Annotated in this window: 14 protein-coding genes; 10 read left to right on the forward strand and 4 right to left on the reverse strand. The window is 69.0% G+C overall.

Annotation, left to right across the window (positions count from 1 at the left end; translation table 11 throughout):
- Nucleotides 1–20: 20 nt before the first annotated feature.
- Complete coding sequence (locus NN4_RS07855; protein ID WP_147129295.1) at nucleotides 21–839, forward strand: hypothetical protein; 819 nt, start codon at nucleotides 21–23, stop codon at nucleotides 837–839.
- Nucleotides 840–901: 62 nt separating this feature from the next.
- Here the strand turns inward: NN4_RS07855 and NN4_RS07860 are convergent, their stop codons facing one another.
- Together NN4_RS07860 and NN4_RS07865 are read right to left on the reverse strand one after the other, a co-directional pair.
- Entirely contained in the window at nucleotides 902–1,738 is an 837-nt protein-coding gene (locus tag NN4_RS07860) for an SDR family oxidoreductase (RefSeq protein WP_147129296.1), read from the reverse strand.
- Nucleotides 1,735–2,682, reverse strand: a complete 948-nt coding sequence (locus tag NN4_RS07865) for a patatin-like phospholipase family protein (protein ID WP_147129297.1) — start codon at nucleotides 2,680–2,682, stop codon at nucleotides 1,735–1,737. The genes NN4_RS07860 and NN4_RS07865 overlap by 4 nt, the downstream gene beginning before the upstream one ends.
- Nucleotides 2,683–2,750: 68 nt before the next feature.
- On the opposite strand from NN4_RS07865, the gene NN4_RS07870 reads away from it, so the two are divergent.
- On the forward strand, nucleotides 2,751–3,377 hold the full coding sequence (locus tag NN4_RS07870) for a TetR/AcrR family transcriptional regulator (RefSeq protein ID WP_147129298.1): 627 nt from the start codon (nucleotides 2,751–2,753) through the stop codon (nucleotides 3,375–3,377).
- Here NN4_RS07870 and NN4_RS07875 read toward each other — a convergent pair.
- A complete protein-coding gene (locus NN4_RS07875) occupies nucleotides 3,367–3,912 on the reverse strand; it encodes a histidine phosphatase family protein (protein ID WP_135234975.1) in 546 nt (181 codons plus the stop codon). The two genes, NN4_RS07870 and NN4_RS07875, sit on opposite strands and share 11 nt — an antisense overlap.
- Before the next feature lie 210 nt (nucleotides 3,913–4,122).
- On the opposite strand from NN4_RS07875, the gene NN4_RS07880 reads away from it, so the two are divergent.
- The 8 genes from NN4_RS07880 (at nucleotide 4,123) to NN4_RS07915 (ending at nucleotide 14,374) form a co-directional block, all read left to right on the forward strand.
- The gene (locus tag NN4_RS07880; RefSeq protein ID WP_147129299.1) at nucleotides 4,123–8,757 is read left to right on the forward strand and encodes an ATP-dependent helicase; all 4,635 of its coding nucleotides are present in this window, start codon (nucleotides 4,123–4,125) and stop codon (nucleotides 8,755–8,757) included.
- A gap of 18 nt (nucleotides 8,758–8,775) precedes the next feature.
- A complete protein-coding gene (locus NN4_RS07885; protein WP_147129300.1) occupies nucleotides 8,776–9,558 on the forward strand; it encodes a DNA-formamidopyrimidine glycosylase family protein in 783 nt (260 codons plus the stop codon).
- Between the two features lie 200 nt (nucleotides 9,559–9,758).
- Complete coding sequence (locus NN4_RS07890; protein ID WP_147129301.1) at nucleotides 9,759–9,941, forward strand: hypothetical protein; 183 nt, start codon at nucleotides 9,759–9,761, stop codon at nucleotides 9,939–9,941.
- Nucleotides 9,942–9,995: 54 nt separating this feature from the next.
- Complete coding sequence (hpnE, locus tag NN4_RS07895) at nucleotides 9,996–11,357, forward strand: hydroxysqualene dehydroxylase HpnE (RefSeq protein WP_147129302.1); 1,362 nt, start codon at nucleotides 9,996–9,998, stop codon at nucleotides 11,355–11,357.
- Nucleotides 11,358–11,455: 98 nt separating this feature from the next.
- Complete coding sequence (locus tag NN4_RS07900) at nucleotides 11,456–12,025, forward strand: TetR/AcrR family transcriptional regulator (RefSeq protein WP_135237836.1); 570 nt, start codon at nucleotides 11,456–11,458, stop codon at nucleotides 12,023–12,025.
- Nucleotides 12,026–12,118: 93 nt separating this feature from the next.
- Nucleotides 12,119–12,340, forward strand: coding sequence for a hypothetical protein (locus NN4_RS07905; RefSeq protein ID WP_147129303.1), 222 nt, complete (start codon nucleotides 12,119–12,121; stop codon nucleotides 12,338–12,340).
- Nucleotides 12,341–12,404: 64 nt separating this feature from the next.
- Entirely contained in the window at nucleotides 12,405–13,079 is a 675-nt protein-coding gene (locus NN4_RS07910; RefSeq protein WP_147129304.1) for a winged helix-turn-helix domain-containing protein, read from the forward strand.
- A gap of 32 nt (nucleotides 13,080–13,111) precedes the next feature.
- Complete coding sequence (locus NN4_RS07915) at nucleotides 13,112–14,374, forward strand: sensor histidine kinase (protein WP_147129305.1); 1,263 nt, start codon at nucleotides 13,112–13,114, stop codon at nucleotides 14,372–14,374.
- A 7-nt stretch (nucleotides 14,375–14,381) separates the two neighbouring features.
- Here NN4_RS07915 and glpD read toward each other — a convergent pair whose 3' ends face one another.
- Nucleotides 14,382–16,145, reverse strand: a complete 1,764-nt coding sequence (gene glpD, locus NN4_RS07920; RefSeq protein ID WP_147129306.1) for a glycerol-3-phosphate dehydrogenase — start codon at nucleotides 16,143–16,145, stop codon at nucleotides 14,382–14,384.
- Nucleotides 16,146–16,344: the final 199 nt, after the last annotated feature.

Below are 16,344 nucleotides of genomic sequence, written 5' to 3' on the forward strand. Positions count from 1 at the left end.
CCACGGTGGCCCGAAAAGGGATGGAATTGCATGATCGACTCGCTGACCTGTTGGATCGGCTGTCCGATCGACGGCCCGCCCACCAGCAAAAGTGGGATCGTGAGCTTCTCATGGGAGGCGAATGGGGCCTGCTCACCGAGGGGCTCGTCGCCGGACTTGTGAAGGGCCGCATACCGATCACTCCGGAAGAGTACGCCGCAATCTGCGAGGTCCTGTCGATTTTCAACCTTCCGGTTCGGCACGGCAAGTACGTCAACAATCGCGACGAAGCGATTGCAGGACTCGTCGTCCGGGAGGCTCTGCCTGTCGGTCCTCCCTTTGCAATTATCGCGGGTGGGCTTCCCGGTTTCGAGGCTTTCAGCACGGTCAGCGACGAGACCCTGCGCGAACTGGAGTCGATCGAATATGAGCGCCCCAGCTTCCCGGCACGATCGTTCGATTGGCTGCTGCTGCCGTGGGCGAGCGGCGTCCTGGACATGGAGATCAACGCAACCCGCTCGCTGGATGCCTGGAACGCCAGGAAGATCGGCGACCTCACCTACCTGCTGGGAATCCGTGACGCAATCGAAAGCCTGCTGCCGGAGTTGAGCGACGGCATTCGTCCAGCAGTGGATAGTTGGCTCGCCGAATACGACCGCCTCTACACCTCGTTCACCGTGGACAACACTGACCGCTGGGTCGCTTGGAAAGGACGGCGCGTCAAAGACGGACTGAACTGGTGGTGGTACCGCATCCCGCCCAGCGGGCCGGTGGCCGAGGAACACCGCGCCTACATCGCGGGATTCGAAGAATGGCAACGGAAGCGGGCTACTGAGACGGCGGCGAAAGAAGGCGACTGAATCAGGGAGTATGGGTGGCCCCGGAGTTGCTCTCCGGGGCCACTTTTCGTGCGTGGTCGAACTCAGCTGATGGAGCGGACCTGCTCTTCGTATGCGGCGCGGGTCTTTTCGTCGGCGGGGTGCAGGGCGCGGTCGCCGTCGAAGAGGCGGCGGACGAGGCGGACGGCGCGTTCGGGGGCGGCGGCCAGGGCCAGGTCGATGGGGGCGAGGTAGTTGGGGACGGCTACTTCGGCCTTGCGGGTGGCAACGGTGCGCGCGATGGCGGCGGCGACGTCTTCGGGGTCGACGGTGGGCATGCCGTGGCCGAGGGTGAGGCCGGAGGAGAGGCGGGTGCGCACGGCCGACGGCATGACGCAGCTGACGCTGACGCCCTGCGGGGCGAACTCCAAACGTGTTGCGGCGGAGAGGCCTACGGCGGCGAACTTGCTCGCGTTGTAGACGGCGAGGCCCGCGACGGGGATCTTGCCCGCCAGCGAGGCCACGTTGACGATGTGGCCGTGGCCGCGCTCGATCATGCCGGGGGCGACGGCGCGCATGCCGTGGATGAGACCCCAGACATTGATGTCGATGGTGGCCTGGCCGACCACGTCCGGCTCGTCGAGGAACGGGCCGGCCGGCATGACCCCGGCATTGTTGACCAGGACGTCGACACGACCGAGGTCGGCGATCACCTTGTCCCACTGGCCGCGTGAGCGCACATCGAGCTCGTACGCCTGCGCGCCGATCGCGGCCGCGGCGGTTTCGGCGGCGACGGTGTCGACGTCGGCGATCACCACCTCGGATCCCTTGGCCGCGAACAGTTCCGCGGTGGACTGACCGATGCCGCGGCCGGCGCCGGTGATGAGGACGCGGGCGCCCTTCAGGTCGAAGTCGGGGTAACCGTGACCGAGAATTCTCATGCGAAGGCTCCTTGTTCGAGCGCACGGCGGGTGCGGCGCAGGGTGTGCTGGAAGGTGTCGATGCGGCGGCGGCCGTCCATGAAGTTGGGGCCCATCACCGCGAGATCGTCGGCGGTGGCGTCCAAGCGCAGGACCTTGGTTCCGGCGGCTTGCAGCTGGGCGATCTCGGCATCGAGTTTGGCGCTCATCCGGTTTCGCAGCTGCCGTTCGAAGAAGTGCCCGGCACTGGTCGCGGGAAGTTTCCCAGTCGAGGCCATCGGGGCGAGCACGACTACCTCGTCCAGCTGCTGCGGAATCAGCAGGTCCACCGAGGCCGTCGAACCCGCCCCACCGTCGATGAAGCGGCGTCCGGCGATGGGTACCGGCGGCAACCAGCCGGGTACCGCCCACGAAGCGCGCAACGCCGCTTCGAGCGGCGCGGTCGGTGCGTCGGGCGCCCCGAACGGAACCCGTTCTCCCGTCGCGTAATCCATGCTCACCAACCAGGTCGCCGGATGCGGTACCCAGGAACGGCCAGGGTTCAGCCGCTCGGCGAGCTGCTGCAGCCAGCTCGCGTCACCTCCGCCGACCGGCATCAGTCCGCTACCCGCGGTGAGCAGTGCTTGCCCGGAGTCGGCGCGGCGCATCGGAAGTCGCACCGAACCCAGTCGCAGGCGCGGAATCGGCGGAAACCGCCCCGGACCTGACCGCATGTGCGCCAACAGAATCGGATTCGCGGAGGTGCCCTCCTGCATGGCGACCAGCTCATCCACCGAGACGCCGCTGCCGAGCATAGTCACGTACTCCGCACCCGCGGAGGTCCCGATCAGCACATCGGCCTCGCGGGGATCCCAGTCGAGCGCGTCCCGGACCGCGGCCAGCGCCGCGACGATCCAGGCCGCGCCGAGCGTGCCACCACAGCCGATGGCCAGGCCGCGGCGTTGCGACCCGTTGTTGTTACCCATGGTTCTAGACACTAGCAGAACTCAAATACCAACGGTATCCGAAATCCGACGGTACGTAGAATCACGGCATGGCACGTCTGACCCGGTCCGAGAGCCAGGCCCGCACCCGCGCTGACCTGATCGCCACGGCACGCGACCTCTTCCTGGCCGACGGCTACGCGAGCACCAGTTTGGAGCGGGTGGCCGAGGAGGCCGGCTACTCCAAGGGCGCGGTCTACTCGAACTTCCGCACCAAGAAAGAGCTCGGCCTCGAGGTGATCGAGCTCATCCACGCGACCAAGTTCGCCGAGGTGACCGAGCTGCTCGCGGCGGGTGACAGCTTCGAGGAACAGCTCGAACGGTTTCAGGAGTGGGCCGAGCGGACCGTCGGCGATGTCGGCTGGACCATGCTCGAATTCGAGTTCGCGACCGTCTCCCGCGACGATCCCGCATTACAGGCGGCACTGGTGTCGAGCCTCGGTGTGGTGCGCGGCGCGGTGGCGGCACAGGTGCAGACGCTGGCCGACACGATGGGGATCGAACTGCCGGTGCCCGCCGAGGATGCCGCCACAGGGATTCTGAGCATGGGCATCGGCCTCGGCATGCAGCGCGCCATCGATCCGTCGATTCCAGCCAGGCTGATCACCGATGCCGTCCGACTGCTCGTCACGCTCGGCACGGGACCGCTCGCCGCCAAGAGCGGGGTCACGCCGTGAAGTGCAAGGTCCATTCGCCGCGATAGTGCAGCCGGGTGACGCTGCCCGGCGGGATGTCGATCCGCCAGAACGATTTCGGTGGTGCGTCCAGGGTCACCAGCAGGGCCGCGCGAATGACCGCGGGATGAGTGACGGCGATGGTGGACTCCCCCTCCGACGCGATCTCGGCCATCCAATACCTCGTCCGCTCGATCACATCCACCACGGATTCACCGCCGTGGCCACGGAACATCGGGTCGGTGAGCCACGCGTAGAGCTCGTCCTGGGGCACCGACATCAGCGCCCCGCCACGCCACGCCCCCGCATCGAGGTCACGTAGTCGGGTGTCCTCGTCACCGGGCAGCCCTAACAGCGCCGCCGTCTCGACCGTCCGGCGCTCGGGCCCGGTCAGCACCCGCGGCGCGGCAAGCGGAGTGCACCCGGTGATGGCCCGGCGGCCGGCTTCGGTCAGCGATTCGTCGACTGGAAAACGTGCCTTCCGCATCGCCTCGGTCATGCCATGGCTGACCAGGTCGAGTCTGAGCACCTTTTGCACGCGAGAAGCGTACGGCTATGCGCATACGGCTGTTCCGCCTCTCCGGGAATTCACGCCAGATTGAAGTTTTGTTCGGCGTTCGCAGGGCTTTCGGTCAGGTGCCCGTGCTGGCCGACCTGCGGGTATTCCGGCCGATTCAGGCGCAGCCCAGGACACCTCCCTCTCCGCGACCCTGGCTTGCTTGTCGGTGCCTCGGTGCACACTGAAGCCATGGCTCAGTTCTCCCCTGCGACCCAAGAGTGGTTCGACGGCGCGTTCCCCGCGCCGACGGCGGCTCAGCTGGGCGCGTGGGCGGCGATCGCGGCGGGCGAGCACACCCTGGTGATCGCGCCTACCGGGTCCGGCAAGACGTTGTCGGCGTTCCTGTGGGCGATAGATCAGCTGGCCACCCGCGAGAAATCGACCGAGCGGGCAGGCACCTCGGTGCTGTATGTGTCGCCGCTGAAGGCGCTTGCGGTGGATGTGGAGCGCAATCTGCGGGCGCCGCTGGTGGGTGTGACGCAAACCGCGAAGCGGCTCGGACTGGATCCGCCCGCGATCACCGTGGGCGTGCGGTCCGGGGATACCAGCACGTCCGAGCGTCGCGCGATGCAGCGCACACCGCCGGACATTCTGATCACCACGCCCGAGTCGCTGTTCCTCATGCTCACCTCCGCGGCCAAGGAGACGCTGCGGAATGTGGGCACGGTGATCGTGGACGAGGTGCACGCGATCGCCGGGTCCAAGCGTGGCTCGCATCTGGCGCTGTCGCTGGCCCGGATGGATCTGCTCACGGAGCGACCGGCGCAACGGATCGGCTTGTCGGCCACGGTGCGTCCACCGGACGAGGTAGGCCGGTTCCTGGTCGGCAACGCCCCGATCACCGTCGTCTCGCCACCCGCACCGAAAACCTTCGACCTGTCCGTCCGGGTGCCGGTGGCCGACATGACCGAACCCGGCGACTCCGATCAACCCGGCTCGATCTGGCCGCACGTGGACGAGGCCATCGTGGATCTGGTGCTGGAACACCAGTCCTCGATCGTCTTCGCGAACTCGCGCAGGCTGGCCGAGCGGCTGACCGCGCGGCTCAACGAAACGTATGCGGCACGGCTCGGCGAGCCGGTGGAGACCGAGCACAAGCCGCCTGCCCAGCTCGGGGCGTCGACCGAGGTGGTCCACGGTGCGAGCCCGCTGCTCGCCAGGGCGCACCACGGCTCGGTGAGCAAGGAGCAGCGCGCGCTCATCGAGGACGATCTGAAGAGCGGACGGCTGCGCTGCGTCGTCGCGACCAGCAGCCTGGAACTCGGGATCGATATGGGTGCGGTCGATCTGGTGGTGCAGGTGGAAGCGCCGCCCTCGGTCGCGAGCGGATTGCAGCGGATCGGGCGGGCCGGGCATCAGGTCGGCGAGATCTCGCGCGGCGTGCTGTTCCCGAAGCACCGCACCGATGTCATCCACTGCGCGGTGGCCTCGCAGCGGATGACCGCCGGGCAGATCGAGTCGATCCAGATTCCCGCGCACCCCCTGGACATCCTGGCCCAGCAGACCGTGGCCGCGTGCGCGCTGGAGCCGATCGACGTCGACGCCTGGTTCGACATCGTCCGCGGCACCGGCAGTTACGCGTCACTGCCACGCTCGGCCTACGAGTCGGTGCTGGACCTGCTGGCCGGGCGGTACCCGTCGGACGAGTTCGCCGAGCTGCGGCCGCGACTGGTGTGGGATCGGGATGCGGGCACGCTCACCGGCCGCCCCGGCGCGCAGCGGCTCGCGGTGACCTCGGGCGGTGCGATCCCGGACCGTGGCCTGTTCGCGGTCTACATGGTCGGCGAAAAGGCCTCGCGGGTGGGCGAACTCGACGAGGAGATGGTCTACGAGTCGCGGGTCGGTGACGTGTTCGCGCTGGGCGCGACGAGCTGGCGGATCGAGGAGATCACCTTCGACCGGGTACTGGTGACGCCCGCGTTCGGGCAGCCGGGGCGGCTGCCGTTCTGGCACGGCGACGGCTTGGGCCGCCCCGCCGAACTCGGCGGGGCGCTCGGTGAGTTCGTGCGCAAGGTCGGCCAGCACCCGGAGAACCTGGACAAGCTCACCGCGGCAGCTGGACTGGACGCCTTCGCGACCGCGAACCTCGGTGCCCTGCTCGACGAGCAACGCACCGCGACCGGACACCTCCCCACCGATAAAACGCTGGTGGTGGAGCGGTTCCGGGACGAGCTGGGCGATTGGCGGCTGGTGCTGCACTCGCCGTACGGGCTGCCGGTGCACGCGCCGTGGGCCTTGGCGATCGGGGCGCGGCTGCGCGAACGGTTCGGCGTGGACGCCGCGCCGAACGCCTCCGACGACGGCATCGTGGTGCGGCTGCCGGACACCACCGACGACCCACCCGGCGCCGAACTGTTCGTCTTCGAGCCCGACGAGATCGATGACATCGTCACCGAACAAGTCGGCGGCTCCTCGCTTTTCGCCTCCCGCTTCCGCGAGTGCGCGGCGCGCGCGCTGCTGCTGCCACGCCGCGATCCGGGCAAGCGGGCCCCGCTGTGGCAGCAGCGGCAACGGTCGGCGCAGCTGCTCGACGTGGCGCGCAAGTTCCCCGACTTCCCGATCCTGCTGGAGACGGTGCGCGAATGTTTGCGCGACGTCTACGATTTGCCGTCGCTGCGTGACCTGCTCAGCCGGGTAGCGCGCCGCCAACTGCGGCTGGTCGAGGTGGAGACGGCAACACCCTCGCCGTTCGCGAACGCCCTGCTGTTCGACTACATCGGCCAGTTCATGTACGACGGCGACAGCCCGCTGGCCGAACGCCGCGCCGCCGCACTGTCGCTCGACTCGAGCCTGCTCGCCGAACTGCTCGGCCGGGTGGAACTGCGCGAGCTGCTGGACGCCGCGGTGCTCGAGCAGACCGAGCGGGAACTGCAGCGGCTCACCCCGGAACGGCACGCCCGCGATGCCGAAGGGCTGGCCGACCTGCTGCGCCTGCTCGGCCCGCTCACCGCAGGCGAGGCCGCCGAACGCTGCACCGACGACCCGGCGCCATGGTTCGCCGAACTGGTGAAAGCCCGTCGCGCCCTGGAGGTTTCGTTCGCGAGCCGCAGCTGGTGGGTGGCCGTCGAGGACGCGTCCCGGCTGCGCGACGCGCTGGGTGTGCCGCTGCCGATCGGCACGCCCGCCGCTTTCATCGAGCCGGTCGCCGATCCGCTCGGTGATCTGGTGGGCCGGTTCGCCCGCACGCACGGTCCGTTCAGCACCGAGGCGGTGGCCGCGCGCTTCGGCCTCGGCACCGCCGTTGTCGCCACCGCACTGCACCGGCTGATCACCGAAAAGCGCATCGTGGAGGGCGAATTCACGCCCGGCGCGGCAGGCTCGGAATGGTGCGACGCGCAGGTGCTCCGCCGGTTGCGCCGCCGCTCCCTGGCCGCCGCCAGGCACGAGGTCGAGCCGGTATCGACGGCCACCTTCGGCCGCTTCCTCCCGTCCTGGCAGCACATCGGCACCGGCGAACTGCGCGGCGTCGACGGCGTCGCCACCGTGGTGGAACAGCTTGCGGGCGTGCCGATCCCGGCCTCGGCCTGGGAGTCGCTCGTGCTGCCCGCCCGGGTCCGCGACTACTCCCCCGCCATGCTCGACGAACTGATGGCCACCGGCGAGGTGATCTGGTCCGGCCACGGGTCGATCACCGCCAAGGACGGCTGGGTCGCACTTCACCTGACCGACCAGGCCCCGTTCACGCTGGCACCACCCGACGACATCGAACTGTCCGAGGTGCAACTCCGGTTGCTCACGGCACTCGGTGCGTCCCTCGTACCGTGGACACCGCCGGCCGAGTCGCCGGAGCCGGTACCGCTCGACCCGCCGAGTTCCGGTGCGGCTGCCATGGACGACACGGCGAGCGAACGGAAACCGGCTTCGAACCCGAAACTCGCCCCCGTGCCACAGGGCGGCGGCGCCTATTTCTTCCGGCAACTCTCCGATGCCACGGGTTTGCTCGACGACACTCAGGTGGCGTCCGCACTATGGGAATTGGTCTGGGCCGGGATGGTTTCCGGCGATACGTTCGCGCCGGTGCGCGCCATGCTGTCGGGCACCACGCGGACCAGTACCGCCCATCGGACCCCACGCCGGGCACCACGCGGGCGGGCCTATCTGCCCCGCCCGAGCATGCCGACGCGGTCGGGCCCGCCCGCGGTGGCGGGGCGCTGGTCGCTGCTGCCGGAGCGGGTGTCCGACAACACGGTCCGGGCCCATGCGACGGCGGACATGCTGCTGGAGCGGTACGGCGTGCTGACCCGCGGCTCGGTGCAGAACGAGGGCGTGCCCGGCGGTTTCGCGCTGATGTATCGGGTGCTCACCGAGTTCGAGGACCGGGGGCGGTGTCGCCGTGGGTATTTCATCGATTCACTCGGCGGCGCCCAGTTCTCCACCACGGATGTGGTGGATCGGCTGCGATCGTTCGACAACGAACGCAGTCGGCCCGGTGACACCCGACCGCAGACCGGGAAAGCACTCGCGCTGGCGGCCACCGACCCGGCCAATCCCTATGGCGCCGCGCTGACCTGGCCGAAGGGTGACGGTGACGGCGGTCATCGACCCGGTCGCAAGGCCGGTGCGCTGGTCGTTCTCGTCGACGGCGAGCTGGTGCTCTACCTCGAGCGTGGCGGCAAGACCTTGCTCACCTTCACCGAGGACCCGAACGCCCGCCAATCCGCCGCCCGAGCCCTGGCCGACCTCGTGCACACCCGCCGCGTCGACTCCCTGGTCATCGACCGGGTGGACGGGGAAACCGTGCACGGCAACACCTTCGCGGGCTTCCTCAGCGAAGCGGGCTTCTCCGCCACCCCGCGCGGCCTCCGCCTCCGGAGCCGCCCATGACGCAGCCCGGGATGCGACATGCCCGAGGGTGACACCGTCTACCTGGCCGCGGCGCGACTGCGTGCGGCGCTGGAGGGGAAGACGTTGACCGGCAGCGACTTCCGCGTGCCGCGCTATGCCACCGTCGACCTGCGGGACCAGGTGGTGGAGAGCGTCGGCAGCTACGGCAAGCACCTGTTCATCCGGACGCCGGCCGTGAGCATCCACACCCATCTCAAGATGGAGGGCACCTGGCGGATCTTCCACTGCGGGCAGCGCTGGACGAAGCCGCGGGTGACGGCGCGGCTGGTGCTGCGCACAGCGGAGGTCGAGGCCGTCGGCTTCTCCCTCGGCAAAGTGGAGGTGGTGCGGGTCGGCGACGAACACCGGATCATCGACCACCTCGGCCCCGACCTGCTCGGCCCGGAGTGGGACGTGGCCGAGGCGGTGCGGCGGCTGGAGCGCTATCCGGATCAGCCGATCGGCGTCGCGCTGCTGGACCAGCGGAACCTGGCAGGCATCGGCAATGTCTTCCGCAGCGAGATCTGTTTCCTGCGCCGCGTCCACCCGGTGACCCCGGTCGCCGACGTACCCGACCTGCTCGCACTGGTGCACGAGGCACACCGCGTGCTGACCGAGGCGGTGCGGAAACCACCGCGGCGTGAACTGATCTACGGTCGCACCCACCGCCCGTGCCAACGGTGCGGCACACCCATCGCCAGGGCACTGCTCGGCGATCCCGCGCCCGCGTCGGACCGCATCGCCTACCGCGAACGCGGCATCTACTTCTGCCCCCGCTGCCAGCCGGCCCCCGGCAGTTAGGTTCCGGCGCGGAAAGTCCGCCACCGGACCAAGCCGGTTGGTTCGCCGCACCGAATCAACTGTGCAATCCGACGATGCGCTCGGCGTGCCCACCGGCTATCACCCGCCGACCACTGTAATTTGCCACTCAGTTGCTAATGATCGGCGCGCTCGGCACGACTATCTCCGTGGCAGTCACGACACAGCACAGGAGCAGGGCCATGACGACGGTATCGAGATCGAGCAGGCGACCGCTGCTCGCGATCGCCTCGCGCCTCTTCTTCGCCGCGCTGGCGACCCTGGCCACCGCGCTGTTCAGTTACCTTCTGCTCCATCCGAGTTCACCCACCGATACGCCGCGGGCGCCGCACTCGCCGATCTCGTCGGTGTCGCCGCGCCCTTGACGAAGTGAGCGTACCCACATAACTTACAAGCTGTAAGTTAATGAGGAGTGCGGCATGAACGATCCACGGCAGTACGTGGTCATCGGCGGCGGACTGGCCGGCCTCGCGGCCGCGGTCTGGCTGGCCCAGGCGGGCAAGAACGTCACCCTGCTGGAACGGCGCGGCCGACTCGGCGGTCGCACCCACGCCATGAAGGTCGACGTGGTGGACGACCCGCCGGACAACGGCCAGCACGTGATCGCCAGCGGCTACGACCACCTGTTCCGCTATCTCACCAGCATCGGCACCCGGCAGTACGTCGCCTTCCCGGAGCGGGCCACGCTGCGCTGGCCCGACGGGCGCAGCGCCACCATGAGCACCAAGGGGCTCGGCGCGCTGCGCACCCTGTCCGGCGCGCACCCCGACGCCAGTCTGCTCGAACGGGCCCGCGCCACCGTCGCCACCCTCCGGCTCGGCTGGCAATGCCTGCACCAGCCCGCCGACCTGCCCGACCTGACCACCGAGCAGTGGTTCAACCGCATCGGCATGCCAGCGAAAGCCCGTGAGGCCCTGTGGGATTGGCTGGCGCTGGGTGTCGCCGCCGAACCGGTGCAGCAGGAATCGGCGAAGGTGCTCGCCGACGTGATGGCCACCGGCATCCGCCTCGGCATCAAACACCGACGCCCGGCCACCATCGGCTACCCGACCACCGACCTGGACACGCTGTTCATCACCGGTGCACTGAAAGTCTTTGCGCGACATGGGGTCGAGGTCAAGCATCGCGCGGTGGCCCGGCGCATCAACATCGCCGACGGCCGGGTCACCGGGGTAGCGCTGGCCGACGGCACCACCGTCCCGGCGGACGCGGTGGTGTGCGCCGTGCCCAACTCAAACATCAACGGGCTGCTCGACGACCTGCCCGAGCACGCCGAACTCTATGCTGCCGCAGACAAATTGGGCTACACGCCGATCGTCAGCACCAACCTGTATCTGGATCGCCCGCTGGGCACCACGGCCGAGTTCGAGGCGTTGATCGGCGGCACCGGCGTGATCGATGAGGTCTTCGACCGCCAGCGGATGACCGGTCGCCCCACCGATCAGGCCTGGCTCTACTGCCTGACCACCAGCGGGGCCTACGAACAGATCCACAAGACCAACGAGGAGATCGTCGCCGAGCAACTGGACCTGTTGCGCCGCTACTACCCCGCCGCCAAAGAGGCGAAAGTTGTTCAGGGACACGTGGTTCGGATGCCGAAGGCGACCTTCTCCCAGGTGGTCGGCACGCACGCGCTGCGACCCGGGCAACGCACCTCGGTGCCGACGCTGGTACTCGCCGGCGACTGGACCGCCACCGACTGGTCGGCGACCATGGAAAGCGCAGTACAGAGTGCGGCAAAGGCGGTCGATCTGCTGCTTGCGCTACCGTCAGTGCGGTGAGCACGGATCGCGCCACGCCCGACCACGTCGCCAAGCCACGGACGGGTAAGTCGACGACCGCCAAACCCGCGGTCGATCGACCGGCCCCCAAACGCCGGATGTCGGCGGCCGACCGGCGGGCTCAGCTGCTGGATGTCGCCCGCGACATCGTCGCCGCCGACGGTTTCGGCGCGGTCACCATCGATCGGGTGGCGCGCGAGTCCCAGGTCGCCCGCGCGCTGGTGTATCAGCAGTTCACCGACCTGTCCGGGCTGATGACCGCGCTGCTCGACCGCGAGTCCGAGATCGCGCTGGCCGGGGTCAGCAGCGTCGATTGGTCCGAGGCCGTCGACGTGGATCAGGTCGGCCGCGGCATCCTCGCCTATCTGCACGCGGCGCCGACCAGCTGGCGGATCATCCTCAGCCCACCGGACGGCGGCCCGCCCGATCTGCGCGACCGGCTCGAACTCGGCCGGTCTTACGCCCGCGCGATCGGCGCGCGCCACCTGTCCCGCTATGCGGGCGTCACTGTCGACCCGGAGGGGCCGACCGAGCGAATCCTGTTGGCGGCCATGGAAGAACTGGCCCGGCTGCATCTCACCGATCCGGCGAACTATCCGGACGAGATGGTGCTGCGCTACCTCCGCTCGCTCGTCGGCTGGGCGGTACGCCTGGAAGCACCCCGCTGACCTGCGGCGTCGCCAACCTCACGAAAATCTCACGGACAGCTTGGTTTTCTTTCACCAAGGCGCGGATCTCGCGCCGGGGAGAGAGGAAAACAGATGAAGTTCAGCACTTTGCTTGCGGCCGTTGCACTTTCGGCGGGCCTCGTCGCCGGAGGGTCGGCGGTGGCCGCAGCGGAGACGATCTACGTAGGCACCTACGGCACCGAAGCGGCGTGCCGGGCGGATGGCTCCGACGCACCCGCGCATCCGGACTGGACCTGGTGGGAGTGCCAGCAGACCCCCACCGGTGAATGGGATCTGTACTACTCCACCAACTGATCCCGGCCGGGCCGGTCCGGTGTGCCGGATCGGCCCGATCTGAAATGACATACTCTCTGATCTCGTGCGTGTGCTGGTGGTCGAGGACGACGAAGGTCTGGGAAACGAAGTCGCCGCCGGACTGCGCTCGGCGGGGTTCGCCGTCGACCTCGCCCACCACCTGGCCGACGCCGACCTGAAGATCTCCGTCAACACCTACGACGTCCTCATCGTCGATCGCGGCCTGCCCGACGGCGATGGACTGCACCTGGTCGCCGTCCAACGTGCCGCGGGCCAGCGGGTGCCGGTGCTGATGCTCACCGCCCGCGACGGGCTCGCCGATCGCATCGCCGGTTTCGAGCACGGCGCCGACGACTACCTGGTCAAACCGTTCGCGATGCCCGAACTGGCCGCCAGGGTGCGCGCGCTGAGTCGCCGCCGCGAACATCCGGCACCCGCGCGCCTGGTGCTCGGCGATATCGACATCGACCTGCCGCGCCGCCGGGTGCAGCGCGCGGGCATCCTGCGGTCGCTGACCCCGAAGGAGTTCGCGGTGCTCGAGCTGCTCGCCACCCGCGCGGGCAGCGTGGTCTCGCGCAGCGAGCTCATCGAATGCTGCTGGGACGAGATGGCCGAGCCCGCCTCGAATGTGGTGGACGCCGTGATCGCGCAGCTGCGCCGCAAACTCGGGCCGCCGCAGGTGATCGAGACCGTGCGCGGCACCGGCTTCATGATCGGAAGTGACTCATTCGCACGTTGATTCCCTCGGCAACGGCGTTGTCCGGTCGCTCCGTGAACGTCCTACCCGCCGTGGCCAGGCTGCGCCGCACCCGCCGGCTGCTGACCGCCCTCATCACCGTGATCACCGCGACCTGTCTGATCATCCTCGGCGTGCTCGCGGCGATCATCGACGCCCGCTCACGGCACAATGCCATCGACGACAGCCTGGACCGAGTGGTCACCGGCTTGTGGCGCAGCGTCGAGTTCAACCCCGACGACCAGGCCATCGACCTCGAATTGGTGGAGAAGGACGACCTGGCCAACGGCGAGACCGCGGTCCTGATCGTCACGAACGACGACACCGGGCACTGGCGGGAGATCTACGGGCACCTGCGGTCCTGGCTGCCACCGACCACCGGCGCGGAGGCGCTGGCCGACGATGCCGTGCGGGCGGGCGAGACCGTATTCCAGGACGGATACGACAGCGCGGGCCGCCCGGTGCGGCTCGCGGCGACGCCGGTCTTCTGGGAAGACACGAAAACGGAGGCGGTCGTCGTCGCGGGCACCAATCCGGGACTGGTGGATCGGGACCGGGCGGTGCTGCTCTGGGCGCTCGTGGTCGGCGGACTGACGCTCGTCACCCTGTCCGCCCTTGCCGCACACGCGCTTTCGGGCCGCAGCATGCGCCAGGCGTTGCTGCTCGTCGAGGAGCAGGAACGCTTCCTCGGTGACGCCGCCCACGAATTGCGCACGCCCCTCACCACTTTGGGGCTGGTCACCGCGCCGCGGCGCCGCAGTCCGCACGAGGTGGAGCGCGCACTGGCCGACGCGGGCGCGCTGGGGACCCGGATGGAGCGGATCGTCACCGGCCTGCTCGCGCGGGCCCGGATGCAGGCGGGGGTGACGACGATGGAGCGGGTGCAGTTGCTGCTCGATCAGCTCACCGAGGCGGTGGTCGAGGAGTTCCAGGCGAATGTCGTGGTGCAGAGCGAGCCGACGGTCGTCGTCGGCGACCCGAGCCTGCTGAGCCTCGCGGTGCGTAACCTGATCGAGAATGCGATTACGCACGGCGCGATCAACCCGGCCGCTCCGGTGGAGGTGCACGTCGCGCAGGGGCGGGTCAGCGTGCGCGACCACGGCGCGGGGCTGCACCCGCAGCTGTCGAGCAATCCGTTCGCTCGCGGCGTCACCGCGGGGCGGGGCAGCGGCATCGGGCTGGCGTTGGTCGCGTGGATTGCCGAATTACACGGCGGCACCGCGACAATGGAGCCTGCACCGGGCGGCGGCACCATCGCGACCATCGCGCTGCCGCCGCCCGCACTCGGCCTCTCCTGAGACGTCGCTACCGATTCGGTTGCCGCACAGCCTTGTGCACGCCGTCCACCGGCACCGGCTCCAGAATCTCGGGCCGCGGTTCGGGGGCGGCGATACGCAGCGCGTCGGCGGAGTCGTCGTCGGGCTGGGTCTGCGAACGGATCTCGGCCTCGACACGCGCCCGGTAAGTCGTTATCTCCCGCTCGATTTCGGCGTCGTCCCAGCCGAGGACCGGCGCGACGAGGCGGGCCACCTGCTCGGCGCAGTCGGCGCCGCGGTCCGGGTACTCGATGGAGATGCGGGTGCGCCGGGCCAGGATGTCGTCCAGGTGCAGCGCGCCCTCGGCGGCGGCCGCGTACACGGCCTCCACCTGCAGGTACGACGGCGCCTCGGTAATGGGCTGCAGCAGTTCGGGTTTGCCGTCCGCCAGCGCCAGCACCTCGTCGATGAGTGAGCCGTACCGATCGAGCAGGTGCTTGATCCGGTACGGGTGCACGCCGTATTCCTCGGCCAGCTGCACCGTCTGATTGACCAGCGCGAAGTAGCCGTCGGCCCCGAGCAGCGGCACCTTCTCGGTGATCGACGGCGACACCCGGGCCGGAATGTCCTGTGCCGCTTCGTCGACGGCGTCGTAGGCCATCACCCGATAGGTGGTGTACTTGCCGCCCGCGATGCTGACCAGGCCGGGCGCAACCCTGGCGACGGCGTGCTCGCGGGACAGCTTGGAGGTCTCGTCGCTCTCCCCCGCCAGCAGCGGGCGCAGGCCCGCGTAGACGCCGTCGATGTCGTCGTGGGTGAGCGGGGTGACCAGCACGTCGTTGACCCGGTCCAGCAGATAGTCGATGTCGGCCTTGGTCGCCGCGGGATGGGCGAGGTCGAGATTCCAGTCGGTATCGGTGGTGCCGATGATCCAGTGAGTACCCCACGGGATGACGAACAGCACGGAAGTCGGGGTGCGCAGGATGATCGCGGCGTCGCTGACGATGCGATCGCGCGGCACCACGATGTGCACGCCCTTGGACGCCCGGACGTGGAAACGGCCGCGCTGATGGGCCAGCGCCTGCACCTCATCGGTCCACACGCCGGTCGAGTTGATCACCACGTGCGCGCGGATGTCGGCGGTGCGACCGTCCTCGCTGTCGCGCACCTGCACGCCGACCACCCGGTCGGCCTCGCGCAGGAAGCCGACGACCTGGGTGGAGGTGCGGATCACCGCCCCGTAGTGCGCGGCGGTACGGGCCACGGTCATGGTGTGCCTGGCGTCGTCGACGACGGTGTCGTAGTAGCTGACGCCGCCGATCAGCGCGCTGCGCTTGAGGCCGGGAGCCAGCCGCAGTGCGCCCATCCGAGTGAGATGGCGCTGGCCGGGAACGGATTTGGCGCCGCCCATGGTGTCGTAGAGCATCAGCCCCGCCGCGACGTACGGCCGCTCCCACGCGCGGTGGGTGAGCGGATAGAGGAAGCGCAGTGGTTTCACCAAATGCGGGGCGAGCGCGGACAGTGCGAGCTCGCGTTCCTTCAGCGCCTCGCGGACCAGGCCGAACTCCAACTGCTCCAGATAGCGCAGGCCACCGTGGAACATCTTCGACGACCGGCTCGACGTGCCGGAGGCGAGGTCACGCGCCTCGACCAGCGCGACCTTCAGCCCGCGGGTGGCCGCGTCGAGCGCGATGCCCGCGCCGACCACGCCGCCGCCGACGACGACCACGTCGAAATGGTCCTTGCCGAACCGCTCCCAGGCCGTCCTGCGCTGCTCCGGACCGAGGAACTGGGACTCCGGTTTCTTGGTCATGCTCGACTCCTCCAGCCGCGTTGTCGACGACGTAGTGGTCTTGTTCGCGCATTTCGATCGAGCTGCTCTTGCTACAGGCTATGCCAGGTGCCACGGATCTCTTCGACCACGGCGTCGCTCGTGTCGTTGAGCGCTACTCGTCGGTAACTGCTCTCGACCCTAATCGAGCGGGGCGCGGGCGGCCATGTGATCCGCAGCC

It is taken from the genome of Nocardia ninae NBRC 108245 (genome assembly GCF_007990755.1).
In the GTDB taxonomy this organism is placed as follows: Bacteria; Actinomycetota; Actinomycetes; order Mycobacteriales; family Mycobacteriaceae; genus Nocardia; species Nocardia ninae.

Excerpts from the sequence above, each read along its gene's own strand:
- NN4_RS07855 (WP_147129295.1), top strand. The coding sequence starts at position 21 with ATGGAATTGCATGATCGACTCGCTGACCTGTTGGATCGGCTGTCCGAT.
- NN4_RS07860 (WP_147129296.1), bottom strand. The coding sequence starts at position 1,738 with ATGAGAATTCTCGGTCACGGTTACCCCGACTTCGACCTGAAGGGCGCC.
- NN4_RS07865 (WP_147129297.1), bottom strand. The coding sequence starts at position 2,682 with ATGGGTAACAACAACGGGTCGCAACGCCGCGGCCTGGCCATCGGCTGT.
- NN4_RS07870 (WP_147129298.1), top strand. The coding sequence starts at position 2,751 with ATGGCACGTCTGACCCGGTCCGAGAGCCAGGCCCGCACCCGCGCTGAC.
- NN4_RS07880 (WP_147129299.1), top strand. The coding sequence starts at position 4,123 with ATGGCTCAGTTCTCCCCTGCGACCCAAGAGTGGTTCGACGGCGCGTTC.
- NN4_RS07885 (WP_147129300.1), top strand. The coding sequence starts at position 8,776 with ATGCCCGAGGGTGACACCGTCTACCTGGCCGCGGCGCGACTGCGTGCG.
- NN4_RS07890 (WP_147129301.1), top strand. The coding sequence starts at position 9,759 with ATGACGACGGTATCGAGATCGAGCAGGCGACCGCTGCTCGCGATCGCC.
- hpnE (WP_147129302.1), top strand. The coding sequence starts at position 9,996 with ATGAACGATCCACGGCAGTACGTGGTCATCGGCGGCGGACTGGCCGGC.
- NN4_RS07900 (WP_135237836.1), top strand. The coding sequence starts at position 11,456 with ATGTCGGCGGCCGACCGGCGGGCTCAGCTGCTGGATGTCGCCCGCGAC.
- NN4_RS07905 (WP_147129303.1), top strand. The coding sequence starts at position 12,119 with ATGAAGTTCAGCACTTTGCTTGCGGCCGTTGCACTTTCGGCGGGCCTC.
- glpD (WP_147129306.1), bottom strand. The coding sequence starts at position 16,145 with ATGACCAAGAAACCGGAGTCCCAGTTCCTCGGTCCGGAGCAGCGCAGG.